The sequence below is a fragment of the Streptomyces chiangmaiensis genome, from assembly GCF_036281785.1.
Lineage (GTDB): Bacteria > Actinomycetota > Actinomycetes > Streptomycetales > Streptomycetaceae > Streptomyces > Streptomyces chiangmaiensis.
The window spans coordinates 1-21,481 of record NZ_JAYWVC010000139.1; the positions used below are offsets into that span (position 1 = coordinate 1).

At 69.4% G+C, this 21,481-nt stretch carries 19 protein-coding genes and 4 pseudogenes; 6 read left to right on the plus strand and 17 right to left on the minus strand.

Translation table 11 applies throughout. From position 1 onward, the window contains the following. Positions 1 to 13: 13 nt before the first annotated feature. The 7 genes and pseudogenes from VXC91_RS30115 to VXC91_RS30145 form a co-directional block, all read right to left on the minus strand. A complete protein-coding gene (locus VXC91_RS30115; RefSeq protein WP_408057511.1) occupies positions 14 to 253 on the minus strand; it encodes an IS110 family transposase in 240 nt (79 codons plus the stop codon). A gap of 226 nt (positions 254 to 479) precedes the next feature. Further along, positions 480 to 977, minus strand: a complete 498-nt coding sequence (locus tag VXC91_RS30120) for a hypothetical protein (RefSeq protein ID WP_329510511.1) — start codon at positions 975 to 977, stop codon at positions 480 to 482. A 940-nt stretch (positions 978 to 1,917) separates the two neighbouring features. Further along, positions 1,918 to 4,695, minus strand: a complete 2,778-nt coding sequence (locus tag VXC91_RS30125) for an AAA family ATPase (protein ID WP_329510512.1) — start codon at positions 4,693 to 4,695, stop codon at positions 1,918 to 1,920. Positions 4,696 to 5,148: 453 nt separating this feature from the next. Beyond that, positions 5,149 to 6,042, minus strand: coding sequence for a hypothetical protein (locus VXC91_RS30130; protein ID WP_329510513.1), 894 nt, complete (start codon positions 6,040 to 6,042; stop codon positions 5,149 to 5,151). Next, positions 6,039 to 6,779, minus strand: a complete 741-nt coding sequence (locus VXC91_RS30135) for a PEP-utilizing enzyme (RefSeq protein ID WP_329510514.1) — start codon at positions 6,777 to 6,779, stop codon at positions 6,039 to 6,041. Before VXC91_RS30135 ends, VXC91_RS30130 begins: the two co-directional genes overlap by 4 nt. 632 nt (positions 6,780 to 7,411) lie before the next feature. After that, positions 7,412 to 8,137 (minus strand): annotated as a pseudogene (locus tag VXC91_RS30140) (PEP/pyruvate-binding domain-containing protein); the annotation flags it as partial. Between the two features lie 813 nt (positions 8,138 to 8,950). Continuing rightward, positions 8,951 to 9,445 (minus strand): MarR family winged helix-turn-helix transcriptional regulator, encoded by a 495-nt coding sequence (locus VXC91_RS30145; protein ID WP_329510515.1) that lies wholly within the window; start codon positions 9,443 to 9,445, stop codon positions 8,951 to 8,953. Positions 9,446 to 9,551: 106 nt separating this feature from the next. Between VXC91_RS30145 and VXC91_RS30150 the strand changes: the two genes are divergently transcribed. The 4 genes from VXC91_RS30150 (at position 9,552) to wrbA (ending at position 11,648) form a co-directional block, all read left to right on the plus strand. After that, positions 9,552 to 9,869: an SDR family NAD(P)-dependent oxidoreductase gene (locus VXC91_RS30150; RefSeq protein WP_329510516.1), complete on the plus strand. Its 318-nt coding sequence runs from the start codon at positions 9,552 to 9,554 to the stop codon at positions 9,867 to 9,869. After that, on the plus strand, positions 9,773 to 10,033 hold the full coding sequence (locus VXC91_RS30155) for a Rossmann-fold NAD(P)-binding domain-containing protein (protein WP_329510528.1): 261 nt from the start codon (positions 9,773 to 9,775) through the stop codon (positions 10,031 to 10,033). The genes VXC91_RS30150 and VXC91_RS30155 overlap by 97 nt, the downstream gene beginning before the upstream one ends. A 66-nt stretch (positions 10,034 to 10,099) precedes the next feature. Further along, complete coding sequence (locus tag VXC91_RS30160) at positions 10,100 to 10,849, plus strand: glucose 1-dehydrogenase (protein ID WP_329510517.1); 750 nt, start codon at positions 10,100 to 10,102, stop codon at positions 10,847 to 10,849. A gap of 187 nt (positions 10,850 to 11,036) precedes the next feature. Then, complete coding sequence (gene wrbA / locus VXC91_RS30165) at positions 11,037 to 11,648, plus strand: NAD(P)H:quinone oxidoreductase (protein ID WP_329510527.1); 612 nt, start codon at positions 11,037 to 11,039, stop codon at positions 11,646 to 11,648. A 157-nt stretch (positions 11,649 to 11,805) separates the two neighbouring features. Here wrbA and VXC91_RS30170 read toward each other — a convergent pair whose 3' ends face one another. The 5 genes and pseudogenes from VXC91_RS30170 to VXC91_RS30190 all read right to left on the minus strand — a co-directional run bounded on the left by VXC91_RS30170 (position 11,806) and on the right by VXC91_RS30190 (position 16,071). Further along, on the minus strand, positions 11,806 to 12,687 hold the full coding sequence (locus tag VXC91_RS30170; RefSeq protein ID WP_329510518.1) for a hypothetical protein: 882 nt from the start codon (positions 12,685 to 12,687) through the stop codon (positions 11,806 to 11,808). A 243-nt stretch (positions 12,688 to 12,930) separates the two neighbouring features. Next, on the minus strand, positions 12,931 to 13,212 hold the full coding sequence (locus tag VXC91_RS30175) for a hypothetical protein (protein WP_329510519.1): 282 nt from the start codon (positions 13,210 to 13,212) through the stop codon (positions 12,931 to 12,933). A 436-nt stretch (positions 13,213 to 13,648) separates the two neighbouring features. Then, positions 13,649 to 13,882 carry a hypothetical protein gene (locus tag VXC91_RS30180; RefSeq protein WP_329510520.1) on the minus strand — a complete coding sequence of 78 codons (234 nt, stop codon included), beginning with the start codon at positions 13,880 to 13,882 and terminating at the stop codon, positions 13,649 to 13,651. Between the two features lie 492 nt (positions 13,883 to 14,374). After that, a pseudogene (locus VXC91_RS30185) lies at positions 14,375 to 14,860 on the minus strand (endonuclease/exonuclease/phosphatase family protein); the annotation flags it as partial. A gap of 566 nt (positions 14,861 to 15,426) precedes the next feature. Then, positions 15,427 to 16,071, minus strand: coding sequence for a BlaI/MecI/CopY family transcriptional regulator (locus VXC91_RS30190; RefSeq protein WP_329510521.1), 645 nt, complete (start codon positions 16,069 to 16,071; stop codon positions 15,427 to 15,429). Between the two features lie 594 nt (positions 16,072 to 16,665). Between VXC91_RS30190 and VXC91_RS30195 the strand changes: the two genes are divergently transcribed. After that, complete coding sequence (locus VXC91_RS30195) at positions 16,666 to 16,947, plus strand: DUF6417 family protein (protein ID WP_329510522.1); 282 nt, start codon at positions 16,666 to 16,668, stop codon at positions 16,945 to 16,947. A gap of 280 nt (positions 16,948 to 17,227) precedes the next feature. On the opposite strand, the pseudogene VXC91_RS30200 reads toward VXC91_RS30195, so the two are convergent. Continuing rightward, positions 17,228 to 17,608, minus strand: a pseudogene (locus VXC91_RS30200) (transposase); the annotation flags it as partial. Between the two features lie 2 nt (positions 17,609 to 17,610). After that, positions 17,611 to 17,901 (minus strand): annotated as a pseudogene (locus VXC91_RS30205) (3-hydroxyacyl-CoA dehydrogenase family protein); the annotation flags it as partial. A 112-nt stretch (positions 17,902 to 18,013) separates the two neighbouring features. Between VXC91_RS30205 and VXC91_RS30210 the strand changes: the two are divergent. Then, positions 18,014 to 19,084 (plus strand): GlxA family transcriptional regulator, encoded by a 1,071-nt coding sequence (locus tag VXC91_RS30210; protein WP_329510523.1) that lies wholly within the window; start codon positions 18,014 to 18,016, stop codon positions 19,082 to 19,084. On the opposite strand, the gene VXC91_RS30215 is transcribed toward VXC91_RS30210, so the two are convergent. The 3 genes from VXC91_RS30215 to VXC91_RS30225 form a co-directional block, all read right to left on the minus strand. Next, positions 18,985 to 19,554 (minus strand): hypothetical protein, encoded by a 570-nt coding sequence (locus tag VXC91_RS30215; protein WP_329510524.1) that lies wholly within the window; start codon positions 19,552 to 19,554, stop codon positions 18,985 to 18,987. The genes VXC91_RS30210 and VXC91_RS30215 overlap by 100 nt on opposite strands. Before the next feature lie 173 nt (positions 19,555 to 19,727). Continuing rightward, on the minus strand, positions 19,728 to 20,345 hold the full coding sequence (locus VXC91_RS30220; protein WP_329510525.1) for an IS701 family transposase: 618 nt from the start codon (positions 20,343 to 20,345) through the stop codon (positions 19,728 to 19,730). Positions 20,346 to 20,676: 331 nt separating this feature from the next. Next, positions 20,677 to 21,481: enoyl-CoA hydratase/isomerase family protein (locus VXC91_RS30225; RefSeq protein WP_329510526.1), on the minus strand; the 805-nt coding region annotated here is incomplete at its 5' end.

Below are 21,481 nucleotides of genomic sequence, written 5' to 3' on the forward strand. Positions count from 1 at the left end.
GGCCTGTTCGCTGTCACCCGCGACGGGCCGCAGCTGGTCGCGGTCGATGCGGACCGTCGGCGAGCGCATGGGCGTCGCCCTTGTCGCTCTTGGCACCAGAGGTGCCGTACCGCTCCTTGAACCGCGCAGCCTGTCGCGGGTTGATCGCGTACACCTGACAGCCGGAAGCGGGCAGGGCCGACCCCGCACCCCCAGGCCACAAACACGATCCGTGCGCGCTGGGACGCGGAGCGAACGTGGTGGACCACAACACCCACAACTGTTCGGGGTGTTCGACTGAGCAAGGGTTCCGTCAACAGGACCCACTCCCGCTCAGTCCCTTAGAACGGCCAGCCCCGCAACTGGCCGGCGGCAGTGGCGCAAGTGTTGAAGGCGAGCCCTGGCCCACACCCGCAATCCTCATCCGGAGGGTACTGCCCCTCGCCGGTCAACCCAGTAGGATTGAAGCTTGTCCGGCTCGGGTCTCACGACTCGCACCCTCAGCTGATGCCCGTACCGCAGTCGGTACGGATGACCGTGCTCGCCGCCGCTGTCTCCTCCGCCTGGATGCCGTCGACTTCGACCGCGACCGAAAGCCGGTAGTTGTAAGTACCCACCCGTCCGCGTGGGCAAGGCACCGACACCGTTCCATGGGCCTGACGTTGCTCATGCGTCCACGGGGTGTAGCCGCGCTCGCCGTAACTGCGCCAGCCCGACCAGCTGTCCCGCTGGATCTCGTAGTGCTGCCGCATCCGTGCTTTGCGGCCCACGCAGCGAGTGCGGAATCCTCCGGAGTAGACACGAGCGCGCGGCTTGGCACCTCCGAGTACGATCTCGCCGTCCAGGGCGATCCGCGCGACCGTAGTCGTGCACCACCAGCCACGCACCTTGATGATCTTTACATAGTCGCATTCGGACTGGTTGCCAGGTGCGCGGAAGTCGGTGCTCCGGACCGTCCAGGGGTCTTTGGGTGCGGCGTCGACATCGCCGATCGTCACTCGTAGCGATCCGCCAGGCAGTACCTCGGTCCGCCAGGCGATTTTCGTCTGGAGGGGGCTGGGCAAAGGGGATGGGCTGGCACCAGCGGATACGCTCTGTGAGGCACACGGCCTTGCCGTCTGCTGCAGCCCGGTGTGATGTGGTGACTCCACATTGGACCGGCAGCTGACGGTGGTCAGGAGTGAGGCCACCGCTATGACAGCCAGGACGGATCGGTTCATTATGGATCCTTGGTCTGGGATCTTGGTGCGATCAACGGGGTCAATCTACTGGCGGAAGCGCTGGTGTCCTGCGCGGGCCAGTATCCTGCGCATGATCTGCACGGGGCATTCTTCAGCGTGACGCGGCGATCCCCGGTCCGCTCAACGCTCTTTCAGATCCTCGGATCTCCCGCAACCCCGGGGTGATCGTGTTCACCGGGTTCCTGCGAGGATGCCCCGGCCTTCAGGCCGGGGCATCCTCGCAGGAACCCGGTGACGGCGGACTCGACGGCCTGTCGACGCCGTGGGGGAGGGATGCCGGGATCGGGATACTCCGGACCCGTACTGTCCCCGTGGCGTGTGGCGAGGCACGCGGACACCGTGCTGTGCGTCCCCGGCATCGAGCACCGGGCCGATGCGGCCTCGTGGTCTTCCCGTTGAAGCCGACCGCACGCCGGCAGGCGGTCGTCCGGCGACTCGGACACGGTCGGGTCGGCCCGGTTCGTTCCCGCATGCGTGCCGCCCTGGCACGGGTGAGCCCCTCCCGCGTTCCTCAAGAAGGGGAAGGACCCCAGGTTCCAGAGCATTGTCGTCGCTGTCGACCCGGGCCCGGCTCGCGACTCCGCACGGCCGGCGAGTCGGCCCGATTGACCGGTGCCAAGGGACGCGGGACTTCGGCGACGTCGGTGAGCTCGGCGGGACCTGAGGCACACCGGCCGGACGTACCCGGCGCGCCGGCTCAGGCCGCGCCGTCCAGCGCGGTCAGCGCGTCGCGCAGCGCCGCCCGCGTGGTGATCCCGAGTTTCGGATACATCTTGTACAGGTGAGCGCCGACGGTCCGGTGCGAAAGGTAGAGCCGTTCCCCGATCTGTTTGTTGCTCAGGCCGGACGCCGCCAGGTGCGCGATCTCCTGCTCCTGCGGCGTCAGCAGGGACGGTGTGGTCTGGGGCCGGGTCGCCTGACCGGCCGCGCGCAGCTCTGTGCGGGCCCGCTCCGCCCATGGTGTGGCCCCCAGTCGCAAGAAGGCGTCCAAGGCGGCCTTCAGCGGTTCGCGGGCCGGATCCTTGGCGCCGGTACGCCGTAGCCGCTCACCGAGGGCCAGACGGATCCGTGCCGCCTCGAAGACCCAGCGGTCCGCGCCCGGCACCGACAGCGCGTGCTCGAAGTGCGCGACCGCCTCCTCGTCCGGAGCGCACAGGCCGGCTGCGCCTGAGACGAGCATCGCGTACCGGTCGGACAGCCGGGTGATTTCCAGCTCGCGCAGGGCCCGGACGTGTGCGGCGGCCTCCGTGTCGCGGCCGGTGCGCACGGCCGCCTCGACCAGGTCGTAGGCGCCCCACAGCGCGTGCGCCACGTACGGGGCCACAGTCCCGGCCGGGGTGAGGGCGGTCGCGCTGCGGTAGGCGGCCTCGTAGTCGCCGCCGCCGAGGCAGACCAGGGTCCGTGCCTGGTGGGCGAAGGCCGCGGCCGTGCCGACGCCGCGGCGCGTCGCCCAGCGCACCATCCGTTCGGCCAGGGCGTCCCCCGCTTCCGTTTCCCCTCGTGCCCCGTGCAGCAGCACCTGGTTGTACTGGAAATACCAGGCGAAGAAGGGATAACCGGTGTCGCACAACGCCGCTCCCTCGTCGGTCAGTTGCTGTGCTTCCTCCCATTCGCCGGTCAGGAAATCCTCCATGCACAGGTGCATCAGAGCCCCGAGGCGCCGGCGGACCTGTCCGCTGCCGTCACGGCCCTGACGGACCAACTCCCACAGCCGGTCGCGTAGTTCGCCGACCCGGTCGAGATAGACCGTCGCGTTCGCGCCGCGGACCAGCATCGTCGGATCAGGTGTTCGGCGCAGCACCTCACGGACCTCGTCGAGGCGGGGCAGGGCCGCGACGCCGGTGCGCGCCGGGTCGGGGAACGTCCGTGCGGCCAGTGCCAGCACCGGCGGCGGGGCCGGTTCCAGCCGGCTCACCGTCTCGACGAACGGCGCCCCCAGCTCCTCGCGACCGCTCCACCAGCAGACCAACTGCAAGGTGTGCAGCGCTTCGACAAGAGCCCGGTCGCCGACGTCGTACACCGGTCCTGCCGACTCGATCGCGCCGACCAGCAGCTGGTGCGCAGTGCCGAGGTCGGCTTCGGTGTTGACAAGGACGTACACCGCGGCGGCAGCCGCGTACAGGGCGGCGCCTCCGACGGGGTCGGCGTGCTGCGCCCGCCGCAGCAGTTGCGACGCGCCCGCGATGTCGCCGGTCGCCTCCGCGCTGAGGTAGGCCGCCTCGGCCAGCCGCCGGCTGCGGTCGCGGCCCGAAGGACTCAGATCGGCGGCCCGGGTCAGCGCGGTGACCGCGCCGGCTGCGTCCCCGCGCCGCAGCGCCGAGTGCCCGGCGTCCTGGAGCAGCTGGGCCACCTGTTCGTCCGGCTTGATCGCCGCCTCGGCCAGGTGCCAGGCCTGGCGCTCCGGCCGGTCGGCGAGTGCCTCGGCCAGCGCCAGGTGCGCGGCACGGCGCTCGGCCAGGGTGGAGGCCGCCACGACCGCCGAGCGGATCAGCGGGTGACGGAACGTCAGGCGCCGGGCGGCGGTGTCCATCCGGACCAGGCGCTCACGCTCAGCGGTGGCCAGGCCCGTCAGGATGGCGGTGTCCTGCCCGGCGGCGTGGTGCAGGACTGCGAGATCGCCGGTGCTGTCCAGCGCGGCCAGCAACAGCAGCCGGCGTGTGGCCTCGGTGAGGACGGTGACGCGCGTGACGAACAGGGCACGCAGACGTTCGCCCAGCGGCAGCACCGCCGGCAGTTCCTCCTGCGCGCTCTGCTGTGGTCCGGTGAGTTCTTCCGGCAGTTCCATCAGGGCCAGCGGATTGCCGTGAGCCTCGGCGACCACCCGTGCCCGGACCCGGGCGGCCAGTGTCGGGTGGCGGGTCGCGAGCAGCAGGTGCGCCGAGTCGTCGTCGAGCGGCGCCAGATCGATCTCGTACAGGCCGCTGCGGTCGAGCATGTTCTTGGCGCCGGTCCGGGAGGCTGCCAGGAAGCCGATCCGGCTGCCGGACAGACGGCGGGCGACGAGTGCGAGGACCACGGCGCTGGCCCGGTCCAGCCACGGCAGGTCGTCGACGATCAGCAGGAGCGGAGCCTTGGCCGCTGTCTGCCGCAACAGGGCCAGGGTGGCATTGACCAGGAGAAGCCGGTCCGGAGCAGGACCGGTGCCGAAGCCGAGTGCGACCAGGAGTGCTTGGCGGTACTCGGACGGTAGGTGCTCGACGTCGTCCAGCACCGGCATCAGGATCTGATGCAGCCCGGCGAACGAGATGTCCGCCTCGAACTCGACGCCGTCGGCGCGCAGTACCCGAGTGCCGGACGCCCTCACCACCTCGGTGACCGCGTCGAGCAGTGTGGTCTTGCCGACACCGGCCTCGCCGACCACGTGCAAGCCGCGGCCCCGGCCGGACTCGTCCTCGAAGAACGCGCACACCCGCTGCACGTCCTGGATACGGCCGACGATCTGCGACCGTCGGCTCCACGGTTCGCTCCCACTCATCGCACTCGCCTCGCTTTTGTTGTTCGGACCAGGGTGGGTTCTTCGCCGCTCATGAAGGGCAGGCCGGACGGTCGTGGACGAGCACGGCCATCCCGTCGCCCGGCAGGGCATTCGGGGACTGCCACAGGGCCACCCCGGTCGGTCGGCGGTCCCCTGTCCGGCCGTGGTCTTCAGGTGACATGGTGCCGCCGCCGTTCAGCAGCGCGGACCGTCCCGCCCACGTGGCTGCCGCTGCCCAAGACATCGGTGCGGACGCCGGGCTTGCCGGCGATGTGGCCCGGCGCCTGCGGCGACGGCGACCCTGTCCTTGAGCCGGCCCTGTCCGTCTGCTCCTCGGTTCTCGACGCTGGGCCGCGGCGGAGATCCGGACGTGAGGTGCTGCGCAAAGCACGTATGTTCATATGGCTCTCCAGGCAAGTAAACGGAAACCGGATCGTGTGTCGCGGCGACGGATCAGTCCAGCACGACCGCGCTCGTGCGGTGTGTGTTCGCGTCCTGGATGCAGCCACGCAGACGCATCACGTCGTGCGGGGGCAGGGCGGGGCTGACGACGCCGGCGAAGAGGCGGTCGCCCATCCGCTGGAGGCCGGCCTTGTCGTTTCGGGCGGCTGTGGAGCGGCGGCAGGTCTCCCAAAGGTCGTTGGCAGCGAGCTGAACGACGTGCGGGTTGCGCTCCCCCTGGATGGCGACTTCGAAGACCAAGGTCGTACTCGACGCGTCAGGCGTGCGCTCGGGGCGGGTCTGGGTCGCGTCCGCGAGCGCGGACCACAGCACCAGGGTGAGGGGCAGACTCGCTGCGGCCACCGTCACGGTGAGTGCTCTGCGTCCCGGGCGGGCGGGGGCTATGGCCGGGCGCTCCTCCAATGAGTCCGCTTCGTGGACCGGCGGTGCCGTCAGGGCCGTCAGGCGTGCGGCCAGGCGGCGTTCCGCGTCCGGCCCGGCGCTCGCGCCGGCGATCTTCTGGATGACCACCGCCAGTGCGGACAGGACGGCGCCCGCGACCATCAGCACGGGCACGAACACGAAGGTGCGTGGTGTGCCGTTCAGCGTATCCGGATCGGTGGAGGCGAGCCAGGCGAAGCGGTTTGGAGTGGGCGTCCGGGTCTGCTCCAGTCGGCTGCGCACATCCTCCGCGCGGGCCTCAAACTCCGCCAGCCGGTTCTCCAGCCGGGAGAAACGGGTGAGCAGCATGACGGTGGCGAGGAAGACCTCGACGATGACGAGCAGGACCGCGGAGATCAGGGCCCGCTGCCATTCCCATCTGGTCAGGTAGAGCACCGTGTAGTAGCCGGCATAGGCGGCGGACAGTGCGCCGGCGGTGTAACCGGCACGTCGGATGTTCCTCACGCCGCCGACTCCTTTCGTGCCGCAACGGGCAGAGACGCGGCCCGGGGGAGGTCGCGCACGGTCACCGCGCCCGTCTGGCCGTCGACGGCCAGGGGCGTGCCCGTGGGGAAGCGCTCGGTCGCTCCCGGTACGCCGACCGCGGTGGGAATGCGGTATTCGCGAGCGAGGAGAGCCAGGTGGGACAGGGGGCTGCCGGTCTCCGCCACGAGCCCGGCCAGGTCCGGGAGCAGGGGAGCCAGTGCGGGATCCAGGAAGCGGACCACCAGCACCGGGTGGTCGGGGCGCTCACCGTGGCCGTCCCAGGCGGTGCCGGTGCCGAAGCCGCCGCCCGACCCCTGCCCCGGCGTACGGGGACCGGGCTTGGGCTCGGCCACGGGAACGCCGGCCGCCAGACGGAACTCGGCCGGCAGCACACCGGCGTCTGTGCGCGGCATCCGCTCGGCGAAGTCGGCCGGAAGCCCCTCGCCCCGTGCCGCCCGCACGAGTTCCTCCCAGCGCAGCAACACCAGGCGCGACAAGCCGAGTTCGCAGGCGCCCACGCCGAGCCGGCGCGCCAGTTCCCGCACCATCTGGGCCTGCATCTCCTGCACCCAGCGGATGCGCAGTCGCAGCCCCTCACGCACCGGCAGCGCTCCCACACCGCGCGGCAGCGCGGTGCGCCCGATCGGCGCCGGCAGGGGTGCGCGGTCGGCCAGTGTGGGTGGCAGCAGAGCCAGCAGAACAGGGCGGCGTTCCACCAGTTCGCCTCTTGCAGCCCCCGGGCGCGGCCCTCGGCCAGCTCCGCAAGCGCCTCTCCCGCGGCCGTGGTGCCACGTCCCTTCTCGAGCAGCGCACCGGCGAGCGACTCCTGGGCGTGCAGCGCCGACAGCACCGTGCGGCCCCAGCCGACCGCGTCCAGCACCTGCCCGCTGAGCATCTCCGAAGGCGGCGGGAAGTCGGCCAGAGCGCGATCCACATCCGCCATCAGGTCGAGGGCCAGCAGCGGCAGAGCCGTGCGCAGCCTGCCCACGCGCCATGCCGCCGCGGCGCGGCGTGCCCCCGGCGCGGGATTGAGGCGCTCGAGGAACGGATGGCGGGAGGGCGCCGCACCCACCAGACGCAGATCGGCCACGGCACGACCCTGCACGGTGGTCACCACGGGCACCTTGCGCAGTCGGCGTCGGGATGCCGCTCCGGCGATGTCAGGGGCCACGGTCAGCCCGTGGGACATCGGCGTCACCCACAGATCCTCCTCCAGCGGCTGGAGAACGAAAGGGAGGGTTTCGGCGACCGGGCCGGGGCCCATCAGCCGTGCGCCGCGCGGCGGGCGCGCGGCCATGGCCGTGATGGGCCGGGCCTGGAAAAGCCACAGTCGCTCCTCGGCGTCGAAGCCGAACTCCACGTCCTGCGGGCTGCCGAAGACCTGCTCGGTCTTCTTGGCCAGCGCCACCAGACGTGCGGTGTGCCGGTGCGGGAGCAGCCGGTCCTCGCGGGCTTCGGCTGGTTCGGCCCGCACGAGCCGGCCACGCCTGGTCAGCTGGTAGCGCACTCCTTGAGTGCTGCCGTCGACCAGCTGGTCAGGGCCGCCGCGTACCGCGCTGACCAGGATGCGGTCGGTACGCCCCTCGACCGGGTCGGCGCCGAACATCACGCCTCCTACGGCCGATGTGAGCATCGGCTGCACCAGCACGGCCATTCCGTCGCCCGGCAGGGTGCTCGGGGACTGCCGCAGGGGCCGCACCTGCCGGGCGGAATCGAGCACGGTGCGCACCGCCGTGGTGAACTCCTTCCAGCCCCGCGCGTCCAGCACCGACTCGAAGCGCCCCGCCATCGACGAGTACTCGGTGTCTTCGTACACGGAGGAGGAGCGCACGACGACCGCACGCGCGGAGCCGTGTGCGCCGGCCAGTGCCTGCCAGGCGCGGCGCATCGCTTTCTGCCCGGCGGGGGCCTTGGGCGCGCGCTGTGCGGGCACTAGTACGAAGCCGGGCAGCACGGGCAGCCCCGCCACCGCGGCGCGGGCCAGGTGCGCGGCCTTGGCGCCGGTGAGGTTCGGGTCCTGGGCCTCAGGGGCGTCCAGCGGTATGACCGCCAGCTCGAGACCGTCGATTGACATGGCTCACTACTCCTGTGAATGCGTGAAAGTGTGTACCGGCTCTTGGCCCGACTACCTCTTCCGGCAAGCCGTTGCCGACTGGGCCAAGCAGTACTCCAAAGCCACCGGGATCGACCTCAGCGACTTGGCCGAGCTCAAACGGAAACGCCCTCGGTATCCCGAGGCCCCGGAACCGCAGGGCCCCTGAAGCCGGTGCTCTTCCTGCCCGGACAGAGCGTTCTGACAGGAAGGGAGCGCCATGGCGCACGAATTCGGTCGCCGTCCCAGGCATCACGGGTCTGGACACCGGCAGGGACACCAGTCGCGGATCACGCGGGCCAATCGGCTCAAGCGCATCGGGCGGGCGGTGCTCGCCGCGTCCGTCGCCGCGGGCGTCCGTGCCCGCCCCCGCGCCGGCGCCGCTTTCGGCCGTAGCGCCCAATACCTTGACCGTGCGGTACGCGGCCGACCGGGCTGACATCAGCGCAAGCGCGCGCATGGCGCAAGGCGGCGGGGAGGTGGCCTGGGCGGCGCAGCTACGGGCGATGGCGGCACCCGGGCGCCGAAGGGCACCCGGTTCTCTCCAGCCTTGGAACGCATGGGGGCGTGTTCGACGCGCCCGGCCGGTGCTGGCGCGGATGCCGACGATCGTCATGGGCCTGGCCAACCCGCGCCGGACCGCAGGTGTGAGAGGCTCGCCGACTGCTGAACCCGTGCTCTGCCGTGATAGGCGCATTGCGTCGTCGCACCGGGGATCGTGCAGGGCAGCCGCCGCGGTCTTCCGCCGTACGCGTTGCTGTCGCCGGATGCGCCGGGACCTGACCCGGTCGGCTGTCACCGTGACGGCCAGCCCAATGACATGAGCTTTGCCTTGTCGATGATGCCGGTGGCGAGTGCTTCGCTCAGTTCCCGCAGGGCGGTTTGCTGTTCTCGGGTGAGACGGTCGAACAGGAGTGACCGAACCTGTTCGACGTGATTGCGTGCGGCTTGCCGGACTTTCTCCATGCCCTCGTCGGTAAGTTCCGCCAGCTGGCCGCGGGGGGCTGAGGGGGACGGCACCCGGCGGACCCAGCCGTCGCGCGCCAGGCGGTCGATTGCGTGGCTCAGCCTGCTGCGGTCGAAGACACACGCGGCCGCGAGGTCGGCCATCCGCATCGAGCGCCCGGGCGCTTCCGAGAGCCGGGTGAGGATCTCGTAGTAGGCGAAGGAGAGATCCGTGTCCTGTTTCAGGTCTTGCTCCAGCCGGTCGAACAGCAGCCGGCTGGCCATCAGGAAGCTGCGCCACGTCCGTTGTTCCTCGTCGTCCAGCCACCGGGGCTCCGTCGTCATGACCGACCTCTCATGAGCTAGTTGAAATTTCAGCGCCCAAGGCTATCGTAGAGGTTGGCGCTGAAATTTCAACTACTTCGGACGCTGCTGGAGAAGGGTGTCTGTCATGGGACGGAACTGGTTTGTTACGGGAGCGGCGTCCGGGCTGGGGCGTGAGATTGCGTGGGCGGCGCTGGGTGGGGGCGGCACGGTTGTGCTGGCGGACCGGCGTACCGAGGGGGCGAAGGAGCTTGTCGCGGCGTACCCGGACCGGCCCGTTGCGCGGGAGTTGGATGTGACTGACCAGGCGCAGACTGACTCGGTCGCATTGCCGACTACGAGGGCACGGTGGGCGAGCTGCGTGCCCATGTGGAGGAGGGCACGGTGGGCGAGCTGCGTGCCCATGTGGAGGAGGTCACGGGCAGCCGGCCGGGTGACCCCGTGAAGATCGCCTCCGCGATCCTGGCCGCTCTGGCCGCAGACAACACGCCGGTGCGGCTGGCGCTGGGCAACGCGGCCCGGGACCGCCTCGACGACGCGGCCGAGCAGACACACAAGGACCGGATCGCCTGGGAGTCGGTGAGCCGGGGCACCGACTTCGGCGACTGAGACGGCCGACGACCGCGACGGTCAATTAATCCCGAACAGATGTACGAGGCGGGGAAGGAGCTCCGAATGGGACGAGTACAGGGAAAGACGGCAGTGGTCACGGGCGGTGCGATGGGCATGGGGGGCGCCACAGTCCGGCGGCTTGCCGCCGAGGGCGCCCATGTGGTCATCGCGGATGTGAACATCGAGGCGGCGCAGGCTCTGGCCGCGTCCCTCGGGCCGGCCGTCGCCGTCGAGAAACTCGATGTGCGGTCGGCGCAGGAGTGGGCCGGCGTCGTCCAGCGGACGGAAGAGCGCTTCGGCTCTGTGAACATCCTGGTCAACAACGCGGGTATCGCCGATCCCGCTCCCCTCGAGCAGTGGGACACCGCACGGCTGCAGCGCACTCTGGACGTGAACCTGATCGGTGTCTTCAACGGCATTCAGGCCGTCGTCCCGGCGATGAAGCGAGCCGGCGGCGGTTCGATCGTCAACATCGGCTCGATCGGTGCCCTGCAGGGAGTACCGAGGATGACCGGATACGTCGTCTCCAAATGGGGAGTTCGCGGGCTGACCAAGACTGCTGCTCTGGAACTGGGCGCGTACGGGATCCGGGTGAACGCGGTACACCCCGGGCAGATCAGGACCCCCATGACCGACGGTGTCGCTTTCGATACCAGCGGTGTCGCCCTCGGGCGTGTCGGCCAGCCGGACGACATCGCCCGCATCGTCCTCTTCTTCGCCAGCGACGACTCGCGCTTCGTCACCGGCAGCGAAGTGGCCGGCGACGGCGGTCAGATCGCCGGCCAGGCCGACTACCAAGGTCTGCCGCAGTAACGAATCGGCAGCACCCGCAGCGACGCCGACTGCCCAGGCTCACTTCTTGAGCGGCCGACGCTCGCTGCGCACGGCCCAGCGCCTCGTGCTGATCACACAAGCCAGACAGAAATATCGCATATCAGCGCGGGCATCTGGGCCTCGGCAAGGCCAGCACCCCAAGCGATTGGAGACAACCATCGTGACCATCACCCCCGTCAAGCTCGCTGTCATCTACTACTCCTCGACCGGCTTCTCCGCCGAGATCGCCAAGGAAATCCGTGAAGCGGCGCAGAAGGCAGGCGCCGAGGTGCGCCTGCTTAAGACTGCCGAGCTGGCTCCCGAAGCAGCCATCGCCTCCAACGAGGCGTGGGCCGCCCACGCGGCCGCCGGCGCCGGGATCCCCGAAGCCACGCCGGCTGACGTCGAGTGGGCCGACGCGATCATCTTCGGCACGCCCACCCGCTTCGGCAATATCTCTTCCCAGCTCAAGCAGTTCATCGACACCCTCGGTGGCCTGTGGTTCCAGGGCAAACTGGCGAACAAGGTCTACAGCGGCTTCGTCACCACCGCGACCGCGCACGGTGGCCAGGAGTCCACGCTCCTTGCCCTGTACAACTCGATCCACCACTTCGGCGGGCTGATCGTGTCCCCCGGCTATACGGACCCTGTGAAGTTCGTGGACGGCAATCCTTACGGCACCTCCCACATCGACGGACAAGGCAGCAATCCGGTTGGGGACCAGACCCGCAATGCCGCGCGCCACCAGGCGGACCGGGTGGTCAAGATCGCAGCCGCGTTGAAGGCGGGCCTCGCCTAGCTTGCGTCTCAGCTCTGACCGAGAGCCTCGGCACTCACAACCGCAGGTCGTATGGGTTCCCCAACGCGAGCAGTCCCAGCGGCCCCAGGTTTCGTGACACGGACGACGCTCAGCCGAGGCTCGCGGGTGTTCCGAAACCCAAGGGGCCGACGTCGGCCTATATGCCGGTCACGAACCACCGCTTGGCCGATCCGCGTAGATATAGATGTCGTCCCCGTCCAACGGGACGCGCGTACTGCTTGAGCGCTGCGCCGTCGGGGCGGGTGAGCTGCGCTTCTTCGACCGGTAGGACTTCGTGTCCATCCATGCGGCAGCGGTGGAGCCGGTCATCCTGCCGGTTCCCGCCGAGCATCACGATCTCCTCCCCGTACACGGCCATTCCTCGGGGAGCGACCACAGGCGACGTCCGGATGCAGGTCTGCGCGTTCGTGCGGACCTCCAGCAGCGGGAAGGTCGGGTAGTAGCTGGCCCAGGCCACACCGTCGTCGACGTTGAAGGCATAGACCGTGTCGATGTATTCGATGCCCTCGGGAGCCGAGTACCGCCATTCCTGGCGGCCTCCACTGTCCCAGCGCACCAGGCCGGCGGCGCTGATGGGGTCGGCATAGACGCCTTCGTCGAAGTAGGCGCTCCAGACATGGTTCTGTCGGTCCGCCATCATGAACTCGACGGCATCCCCCATCTGGAAGGCGTGTCTGCGTCGGCCGTCTCGGCCGTATATCTGGGCGTTGCGCTCTCCTCGGGTTCCACGTCCCTGCACAAGGAGGAACCGCCCGTTGGGCAGCGCGTCCACGTGTCTGACCCACACGCTGACGTCGTGCAGGGTCTGTTCGTGTATGGTGCCGCGGTCGTCGGTGACGAGAAGCGCGTCATAGGGGTAGGTGCGGGGTCTGGGATACGGGCTTCCGTACGGTTGCGGTTTGAGTTCCGCATCGGGACAGATCAGCCAGTGGGCCCTGCCCCAGGCATCCACAGTGGTTGCTAGAACCCTCCGGTGGTCGTACTGCCGAGGCAACAGTGCGTGGGGACGCAGTGCCACCTTCCTCAAAGGATCACCTCACGGGCGAAACGAACATGGCGCACCCATGTTCGCAGACGCCCGGATCCATCATGTGCCGCCACCAGTTTCACCGTCTGCGGAGGTTAAAACGCAAGCCAGGGTCTGTCGGGAATGTGGCCGTGAACTGGCCATCCCCAAAAGCAGCCGTCCGCGAGCGGGTGCCGGCAAGCCGCAGCGCTCCCTCCGGCGACGCATCGACGGCGGGGCGGTCGGCCACGACCGTCAGGTCGTCATCACGGCATCGCAGTCGGGGCAGACCGCGGACGCGTACTCTGCGGGGTACCAAGGCGACCCAGGGTGCTCGGATGGCTTCCGGCGGGCCGTCTCCATGGCGAAGGTGTCCTTGCCGCACAGAGTCCGCGGTCCCGTCGCGGTGGGCGTCCCCGGGGCGGTGGGCGCCGCATGCACCCGGCGGACGGTCCGTGCCCCACCAGGCGCCCCGCCCGGACGGGTGCGCGTGCCCACCGGCTTGTCGAGCTCGTACACGACGACGATCGCGCCCATGTCTCTACGGTAGACGGCCCCACGGCCGGTTGGCGGTGGGCCATCGTGCTCCGTCTGGGTTGAGCGTGGCGGTAACGGCGCTGCAGTGAGTCTTCCCCCAGGGGTGCGAGCACCGGCTCGGCCGGTGGAAGAACCGGTGGGCCCACCGCCACCGGCGCCGGCTCCGACAGAGCCGGCGCCGGGAAGAAACCCCCCATCACCAGCCCCGGGCAGGCGATGCTGGGCCGCCGTAGCGGCGCGGTGCGGCGCGGGCCGGCCGTGACTGCTCTACGAGGACAACGCCGAAGGACGCATCCGTCTGCCCTACGGGCAACGCGATGCGATGTGTCTGAAAGAGCCGGGGGCAGGCGGACGGGCACCTGGGCGCACCCGATGCCGGGGGCCGCCGTGTGCTCGGCCAGGTGGCGGTCAGGAACGCCAGGTCCACTCGTGCGGGTCAGATGTGGTCGACGAGCTCTGCCCTGCCCTGCCGGCGGGCGCAGTGCGCACAGCAGAAGAACTGCCCGTCGGCCTGGAGGCCGTGACCCAGGATGCGGCACTGGCAGTTGTTGCAGATCGGCGCCATCTTCTGGGCGGCGCACTCGAGGCTGTCGAAGGTGTGGACCGCTCCCTTGGCGTGCACTTCGAATGACATCTCGTAGTCGTTGCCGCAGACCTCACACACGGCCATGGACGCTCAACTCCTCACGGCTTCCCGGACAGGACCGCTACCGGTACCCGCAACCGCCAGCGTGCCTCGACGGTAATGAAGAGACGCCATTGTTCTCGGGCGGCGCCTTGGCCTGCAGCCCGAGCGGCATACAAGAATCACCCGGCCGGGCGCGGCGGTACGCGGCAGCCGCGCCTGTCGGGGGAGCGTGGAGGCAAGGGACGGGGGCTTGCGCAGGTGCGAGGTCAAAGATCGGGGAGGCCGCCCAGGGCGATGACGGTGTACGCGCGGAGCTGGCGCACCATCTGCGAGGCGAGGAACCAAGGCCGGGATGCCCGTAGGGGAGCGCCTCGGTGGTGGCGGGCAGCGCCTGCAGTCCGTCGTCCCCGTACCGATAACGGGTGTCGATCCTTCTCGTAGCCGAGGTGATCGGTGATCTCGCCTCCAGGGCCGGCTCCAGCACCCGCTTGGTCAGCATCTGCAACAGCCTGCCCTCGCCAGTCGGTTGCAGGCCTTCACATCCACCAGCCGGGCACCGGACAGCGGATGCTTCGACCAGAGTCCGACGGTGCCCCGGACGACGTGGTACGGGTAGCTCGGGGCGAGGGCCTGCGCGTACACCGCCAGCGCCGGGGGCGTCAGCTCCTCCAACGCGATGAGGTCGGGCTCGGCGCCAGCCAGGGCGCGTGCTGTGCCCGCCGGGTCGGTGTTCTTGTCGCTGACGTTGTGCTGCACCACGACCAGGTCGTGCGGGCCAGGCTCCGCCCCGGGCAGGAGCAGCCTGCCGAAGAGATGCGTCCAGACCACCACCGGCAGCAGCAGCGCCACCAGCGCGGTTGCTGAACGGCGCAGCAGGGCCAGGACGAGCAGCACCACGATCACCAGGCCGAGCCACGGAAGGAACGCTTCCAGCAGACTCCCCAGGTGGCCAACGGAGTTGGGCACCGCCTGGTGGAAGGCCATAAGCCCGGCGGTCAGCACGGCGAAGACGGCGTGCACCCGCCCCCGTGTCCAGGCCGACCGACACCGTGGACCCGGTTTCGTGCTCCAGCCCGCAGCCCACGGCCCCGTTCGGCGTCGTGTCCATCTGACCGCCGCTGTCTTGCCCTCCACCATGGCTTCCTACCTGCTTGACCTTGCCACCTAGGACGGCTCACCAGCTACATCAGTTTCGGCAGAGCCATTCCCGACGCGCCGGCACCACTTTGGCGGCGGCGCGTGCCAGCCGATGCTGACCCGGCGCGGGCTTCTGTGCAACTCAGCAGATCGGAACGGCGCCCCTGCCGGTGACAACACCCGTGCTCCCTGCGCTCCGCGAGGACCTCGGCACTGGCCGTTCGCCCCTGGACTGGGCGAGGGCCGGACCCTGCCTGGAGACGATGGCAGTGCTGCTGTGTGATGCGAGCACCATTTCGCCGGTCATGCACGCAGTCTTGCCCACGACATCGGCAGGAGTTGATCCGCAGGGTGCATGGGTCAAAACTCAAGCTAGCCGGACCATGCAGCGATAGGCAGTGCCAGGCCGACTGCCGCCGCAGCGGCAGCGTAAGCCCTGGCTGCGTTTGTTACTCGGCCTGCGGTTCGTCCTGGGCGCGTGCGGCCGTCTGCGCGGCCTCGCTGGGAGCGGTGTAGTAGACAGAGCTTCCCTGCTTGGTGCGCTGAGCCTGGTTCTTGGCCACCAGGTTTTCGAGGGTGGTGCGTACGACGGTGGTTTTGATGCCGCGCTCGGGGTGGGCCGTGTCGAGTGCACTGGCGACTTCCGCCGCCGAGTGCGGTTCGCTCTGCTCGGTGAGGTGCCGGCGGACGAGCTCGACCAGCGTGGGCTGGGATGCCTTCGCGTCAGCAGCCTTGCTTGCAGGCTTCTTGGGGGCAGACTTCTTAGTTGCCGTGCTGCTCTGGGCGTTGGCGGCCTTCTTCGCCCGCGTCCGCTTGCCGGTGCTGGGCTCGGTCGAAGCCTTCTCGCGGGGAGCGGGCACCGTGGTGCTCTCGGGGGCGGCCGCGGGCTGAACGGGTGTCGCTGCAATACCCAGCGCCTGCTGCACGTTGACCAGCACAGAGTGATCGTTCTGCAGAGATACCAGCTGTTCCTGCAGTGCGGTGATGTCTGCGCTGATGCGTTCCTGCTCCTTGACGTTGCGCTCGAGGTCGCCGGTCACCTGGGCGGCATACTGCGACGAAAGTCCCGTGCTCGCCGTTGTGCTCTCTGACATGGTGTAGCCCCTTCTTCCAATTTCCTGGCGGATGTGCCAGGTCTCTCAGCGCAGGCATGGAGAGTCATGCGCCTGTGGTCTCGGGCTGCGGCCTGAACAGCAGCAGCGGTAATCGCCGCGAACAGCCCGTCCACAGATAGTACGGATGGGTGGAGTCTGATGTTTTACCCGAGTGATGTCTTTTGCTCAAGCTGAGCTTCATGGCCGGAGCATGCGCAGCTGTATGGGGCGTACCGCAGAGCGGATGGGTGCGTACTCGTTGGGGAGTTGCCACAGGGCTTCATCGGTATCTCGGCGATGGTGCCAGCCGGCCAGGCGGAGGTCGGACACTTGCACCGACGGGCCTGCAGGAGGACGGGAACAAGGGCCGGGTACTGGTGGTTGTAGGAGGCGTGGTCGTGAAGGGGACAGTGTCCCCGGGCCTCACCTATTGCCCATGAGGACGATCGTTCGGCTGAAGCCTCATGGAGCCTTTCGCCGCGTAGGCGACCGCCCTTCACGACCACACTTCGCTCATCAGCCCCGACCGGTGCCCGCGCCGGCCGGGGCTGTTCTCGTCACCGCAGGCGCGTCACCGGCTGGAGGCCGGCCACGTTGCCCAGGCACGGACGCCCACGACGACCTGACCTCGACCTTGACGAGATCGACTTCGCTCCGGTCGAGCACACAACCAAGCGCCTGGCCCTGCTCTCCCACACGCAGGCGCATGATCTGCTGCGCCTGCTGGTGGCAGTCGCCCAGGCCGGCGGGCTGATGTCCGCCGAGGCGGCCAGGCCGGCGCGGGAGATCGCCGCCCGCATCCCCTCGGAGAACAGACCGCATTGCCCGGATGAACCTGGACATGGGGCCGCACCCGAGGTTCGAGTGCGGCCCTGACGCGTTCCGATGCCTCAACCTTTCCCCGCCACTTTCAGGAAGGAATAAAGTACCCATGCCGCCACTGCGCGGCACCACCGTGGCGGGATGAGAATCCCGAGTTGTGCGGATTGCTGTGGGACGTGAGGTTCACCCCTTTGAGGGGCTTGTCGGACGTGTCATGGGATCTGCACGCTGAAGGTGTGGCGTCCGGGCAGACGTCGGTTCGGCTTGGTTGCGAGTGTGCCCGGAAAAAAGTATGACGGTGGGGCTTGAGGGATCGTTGGCTGCTGCTTCGAGCGCGGTGCACCCAGCATCTCTGGTGCCGGGTGGTGGGGAACACCTCGGCAAGTGCCTTCCACAGGCCCATCGCGCCGTCGCCGACCACCAGCTCGGGGTCGCGCATGCCGCGACGACGGCAGTCGCGCAGCAGGTCGGCCCACGACTCAGTGGACTCCCTCAGCCCCTCAGCCAGCGCGATCAGCTCCTTGGTGCCGTCCAACCGGACACCGAGCAGGACGAGGACACACGAGTGGACCTGCCCGAGCCGCACCTTGGGATGCACCCCGTCCGCCCACACGTAGAGGAAGTCGCGGTCAGAAAGGTCCCGCTCGCACAAAGCGGCGTGGTCGTCCTGCCACTGCCTGGTCAGCCGGGTCACGGTCGCCGGCGAGAGCCCGGCCGCGACGGGCGGAGCCGGTCGGAGTGCCTGAAACCCTGCCAGATGGAGTCGATCACGGCGGCCGTGACGTCGAGACCGGTGAGGTCCATCAGTTCGAAGGGGCCCATCCGCAGGCCGAGTACATCCCGGGCGATGCGGTCGATGCCCACCACGTCGGTGACGGACTCCTCGAGCAGCGCGAAGGCTTCGGTGACCAGGCCGCGGCCGGCGTGGTTGATGAGGAAGCCGGGGTTGTCCTCGACGATGACCGCCGCGTGCCCGGTTTCTCGGACCAGCGCGGCGAGAGTGGGGGGAAGTTCTTGATCTTTCGGTTCGGTGGTCATGCGGCTGCTGTGGTTGACCAGCCGCAGCAAGATCCTCCCGACTCCGTGGTCGCGGCTTGGTCGGTCGCAGTACGGTCGTCGCATGGACGAGCACCCGGTCGTGGTCGTCGTCGGCTATCCCGGCGCAGAGCTGCTCGACATCGCCTGCCTGACCACGGCGTTCGACTATGCGAACCGGGCTGGGGCCACGCCGGCCTACCGGGTGCGTGTGGTGACACCGGCAGGCGGGCCGATCGGCTGCCAGTCCGGACTGACACTGCAGGCGCAAGGCGCCCTGGAGCGGCTTCGTGGACCGCTGGACACGGTCGTCGTGTCAGGCGGCGAGGGGCACGAGGCGGCCGCTGCGAACAGCGGACTGGTCGCGCATGTCCGCCGGCTGGCGCATGTGGCCCGACGTGTCGTGTCGGTGTGCACCGGCGCCTCGGTGCTCGCCGCGACCGGACTGCTCGACGGTCGTCGCGCCACCACGCACTGGCTGTTCGCCGACCTGCTTGCCGCCACCTATCCCGCGGTCCGCGTGGACCCGGCGCCCATTTACATCCGCGACGGCCGCGTGACAACGGCGGCCGGGGTCAGCAGCGCGCTGGACCTGGCGTTGGCGTTCATCGAGGAGGACCACGGCGGCGAGCTGGCCCGCCAAGTGGCACGTGGCCTGGTCACGTACCTCCAACGACCGGGAAACCAGGCGCAGATGAGTATGTTTGTCGCCGCTCCGGCCCCAGCCAACGACCTGATACGCGAGGTGGCGGCGATGATACGCAACGCGCCGGACGCCGACCTGCGGATCACCGCGCTCGCCACTCGCGCCGGCGTGAGCGAACGCCACCTCACCCGTCTCTTCCTCGCCCACACGGGGCAGACCCCGGCCCGCTATGTACGTCTCGCGCGGACCGAAGCCGCCGCGCGGCTCCTCGTGTCAAGCCGGCTGTCCCTGGCTCGGATCGCCGCCCGCTGCGGCTTCACGTCCGCCGAGACGCTGCGCCAGGCTTTCGTGGCCCGGTACGGCGTCACGCCGTCGCACTATCGGGCCACCCAATTGAGCAGGCCGGTCGGTCAGGCCACCGCCGCCACAACGGCGCCGAACCCCAACGGCACGTCCAGCAGCATGCAGAACTCGGCCAACGACTTGGGCACCACCTCATTGCGCAGGTAGTGGAGCAGATCCCAAGCGGCGTGCGCCACCAGCACCAGCCCGGCCAGCGCCAGTCCGAGCCGTGGCGCAAGGAAGAGCGCGGCCACCGCTAGGCAGCCGTACCCGAGCAGGGCGACGGTCTGCGCGGTGAGGGCAGGGCGGGCCACGCGTGTGACCAGGCCGACGACGACGAGCGTCAGGGCCGCGACCCCGACACCGCCCCACCACACCAGGCCGGCCAGCTCGCTGACGACGACCACTGCGGAGCCGCCGGCGACCCCGGCCCAGGCGATCCACGGCCGGTTCAACGCCGCCGCGCCGAGGTAGCAGAGCGTGGCCACGCACAGCACGATCGCCACCGATTCCCGCTCAACGCCGGTGGCGAGCTGGAGGACCGCGGCCGCCAGCCCGAGCGCACTCGGCCAGCGGTACAGGACAGCGTGTCGGCCGCGTGCTTCAGCAGTCGCGGCCACGGGTTTCGCAGTTGTCATGCCGACGACCGTGCCCGCCGCGCGGCCGCCGCGTCGAGTCCACACCGATCGGCGGTCCGGAATCCTGGGATAGCTGTCAGCCAGACCCGTACGCGGCGCCCAGCCGCACGGACACAGCAGATGTGGTTCTTGATCCGAAGTCTTGAGCGCAGACCCCCTGCTTTAGCTGGGGGTTAGTTCATCATGCTGGTCTCGTCACGTCGTCGCGGCGGCGGTGACGTTGTTCCAGGGACGGTGTGCCTCGGCCGCCCGGTGCTGGTGTTCGCGTCGCCACGCGAACCAGTGCAGCAGTTGAAGGTGCCGGCGGAGGTGGTTACGCGGTGATCCGTCTTGACGGCCACGGTGTAGTCGAAGCTCAGGCGGCGGGCGGCCAGGCGCAGTTCGCTTCCGCCGTACACCTCGTCGGCGGCCATCCAGCGGGCGTGGATGCCCAGGGCGCGGGCGCGCTCGAGCTCGAGCATGTCGGCGGTCAGTTGCGGCTTGGTGGCGAACTCCCGTTCGTCGGGGACGTGGGTGAGCAGGCGCCGCTCTTCGTCGGCGGCCCAGGCCGCGGGCAGGTACAGTTCCCGGTCGATCACCGCGTGGCCGTGCCGAAAGGCATAGGTGAGGTGGACGGCGACCTGGCACAGGCCCACCCCGCCCAGGGCCCCGGAGTACTGTCGGGCCGCTCCGACGGCGTCGGTGGAGGACTTCTCGTCACCCGTCTCATCCACCACCAGCACGGCCTGGTCATCGGCGAGTTCGCTCGTGATCCACGCGGCGAGGCGGCCGCGGGCCGGATCGTGGTCCACGCGGGGCGGGCGAGGAAGTGCTGCAGGCGGTGCGGACCGGAGTGGCCCAAGGCCTCGGCAAGCGTCCAGCAGTTGCGGGTGTCCAGCTCCATCAGCATCGCCTCGCACATCTCCCGTGCCAACAGGCGGGGTTCACGCCGGGTGAAGCAGTTCGCCACCGCGGCCATCGCCGCTCCTGTGACATCCATCCACTCACGCTCGGCTATCGTGGCCTCGGCGGCCACCTGGTCCTTGACCGTCGTCACAAACGTTCATGATCACGGTGGCCGTTCCTCTGCCCGCAGCTAGCCGGCAACCGCCCGACCAGCACGGACAGGCTGATGATCAAGAACTACAGCTGCCGTGACTGTGCGGAGGGGAAGCGGGGTGTGCGCTTCTCGCGCAACGCGGTGCAGCCCTCGACGACGTCCGGTCCGAGGAAGGTGAGCATTTCGTAGGCGGCGGACTGGTCGAAGGTCGGTCCGGCGCTGCGCAGCCAGTTGTTCAGGGCCCGCTTCGTCAGCCGGACAGCGGGCTGAGAGCCGGTGGCCAGGATGTCGGCCACCCTGAGTGCTTCGTCGAGGACCTGGTCGCGGGGCAGGGCCTTGGCAACCATGCCGATGCGTTCGGCCTCGGTCCCGGTGAGCATCTCGCCCGTGAGGAGGTAGTAGCGCGCCTTGGCCATGCCGGCCAGCAGCGGCCAGATGATGGCGGCATGGTCGCCGGCGGCCACGCCGAGCTTGACGTGCCCGTCGCCGATCCTGGCGTCCTCTGCCGCGATGGCGACATCGGCCAGGAGCGCCGCGACAGTGCCCGCGCCCACGGCGACCCCGTTGATCGCCGACACGATCGGCTTCTCGCAGTTGATGATGTTGTACACCAGGTCGCTCATCTCGCTGAGCATGTGCGAGACGCGGTCGTAGTCGCCGGCCATGCGCTCGACCATGGCGAGGTCCCCGCCGGCCGAGAAGGCCTTGCCCGCTCCGGTGATGACGGCGACGCGCGTCCCGGGATCGGCGGAGACATCCCGCCAGACCCGGGCGAGTTCGCTGTGCATCTCCTCGTCGGCCGCGTTGTACTTCTCGGGCCGGTCGAGCGTGATGAGCAGAACCCCGTTGTCACGCCGGGAGAACGTCAGCCGCTGGTAGCCATCGAAG

Coding starts and splice junctions, on each gene's coding strand:
- VXC91_RS30125 (WP_329510512.1), bottom strand. CDS start 4,695: ATGAGTGGGAGCGAACCGTGGAGCCGACGGTCGCAGATCGTCGGCCGT.
- VXC91_RS30145 (WP_329510515.1), bottom strand. CDS start 9,445: ATGACGACGGAGCCCCGGTGGCTGGACGACGAGGAACAACGGACGTGG.
- VXC91_RS30150 (WP_329510516.1), top strand. CDS start 9,552: ATGGGACGGAACTGGTTTGTTACGGGAGCGGCGTCCGGGCTGGGGCGT.
- VXC91_RS30160 (WP_329510517.1), top strand. CDS start 10,100: ATGGGACGAGTACAGGGAAAGACGGCAGTGGTCACGGGCGGTGCGATG.
- VXC91_RS30175 (WP_329510519.1), bottom strand. CDS start 13,212: ATGGGCGCGATCGTCGTCGTGTACGAGCTCGACAAGCCGGTGGGCACG.
- VXC91_RS30180 (WP_329510520.1), bottom strand. CDS start 13,882: ATGGCCGTGTGTGAGGTCTGCGGCAACGACTACGAGATGTCATTCGAA.
- VXC91_RS30190 (WP_329510521.1), bottom strand. CDS start 16,071: ATGTCAGAGAGCACAACGGCGAGCACGGGACTTTCGTCGCAGTATGCC.
- VXC91_RS30210 (WP_329510523.1), top strand. CDS start 18,014: ATGGACGAGCACCCGGTCGTGGTCGTCGTCGGCTATCCCGGCGCAGAG.
- VXC91_RS30215 (WP_329510524.1), bottom strand. CDS start 19,554: ATGACAACTGCGAAACCCGTGGCCGCGACTGCTGAAGCACGCGGCCGA.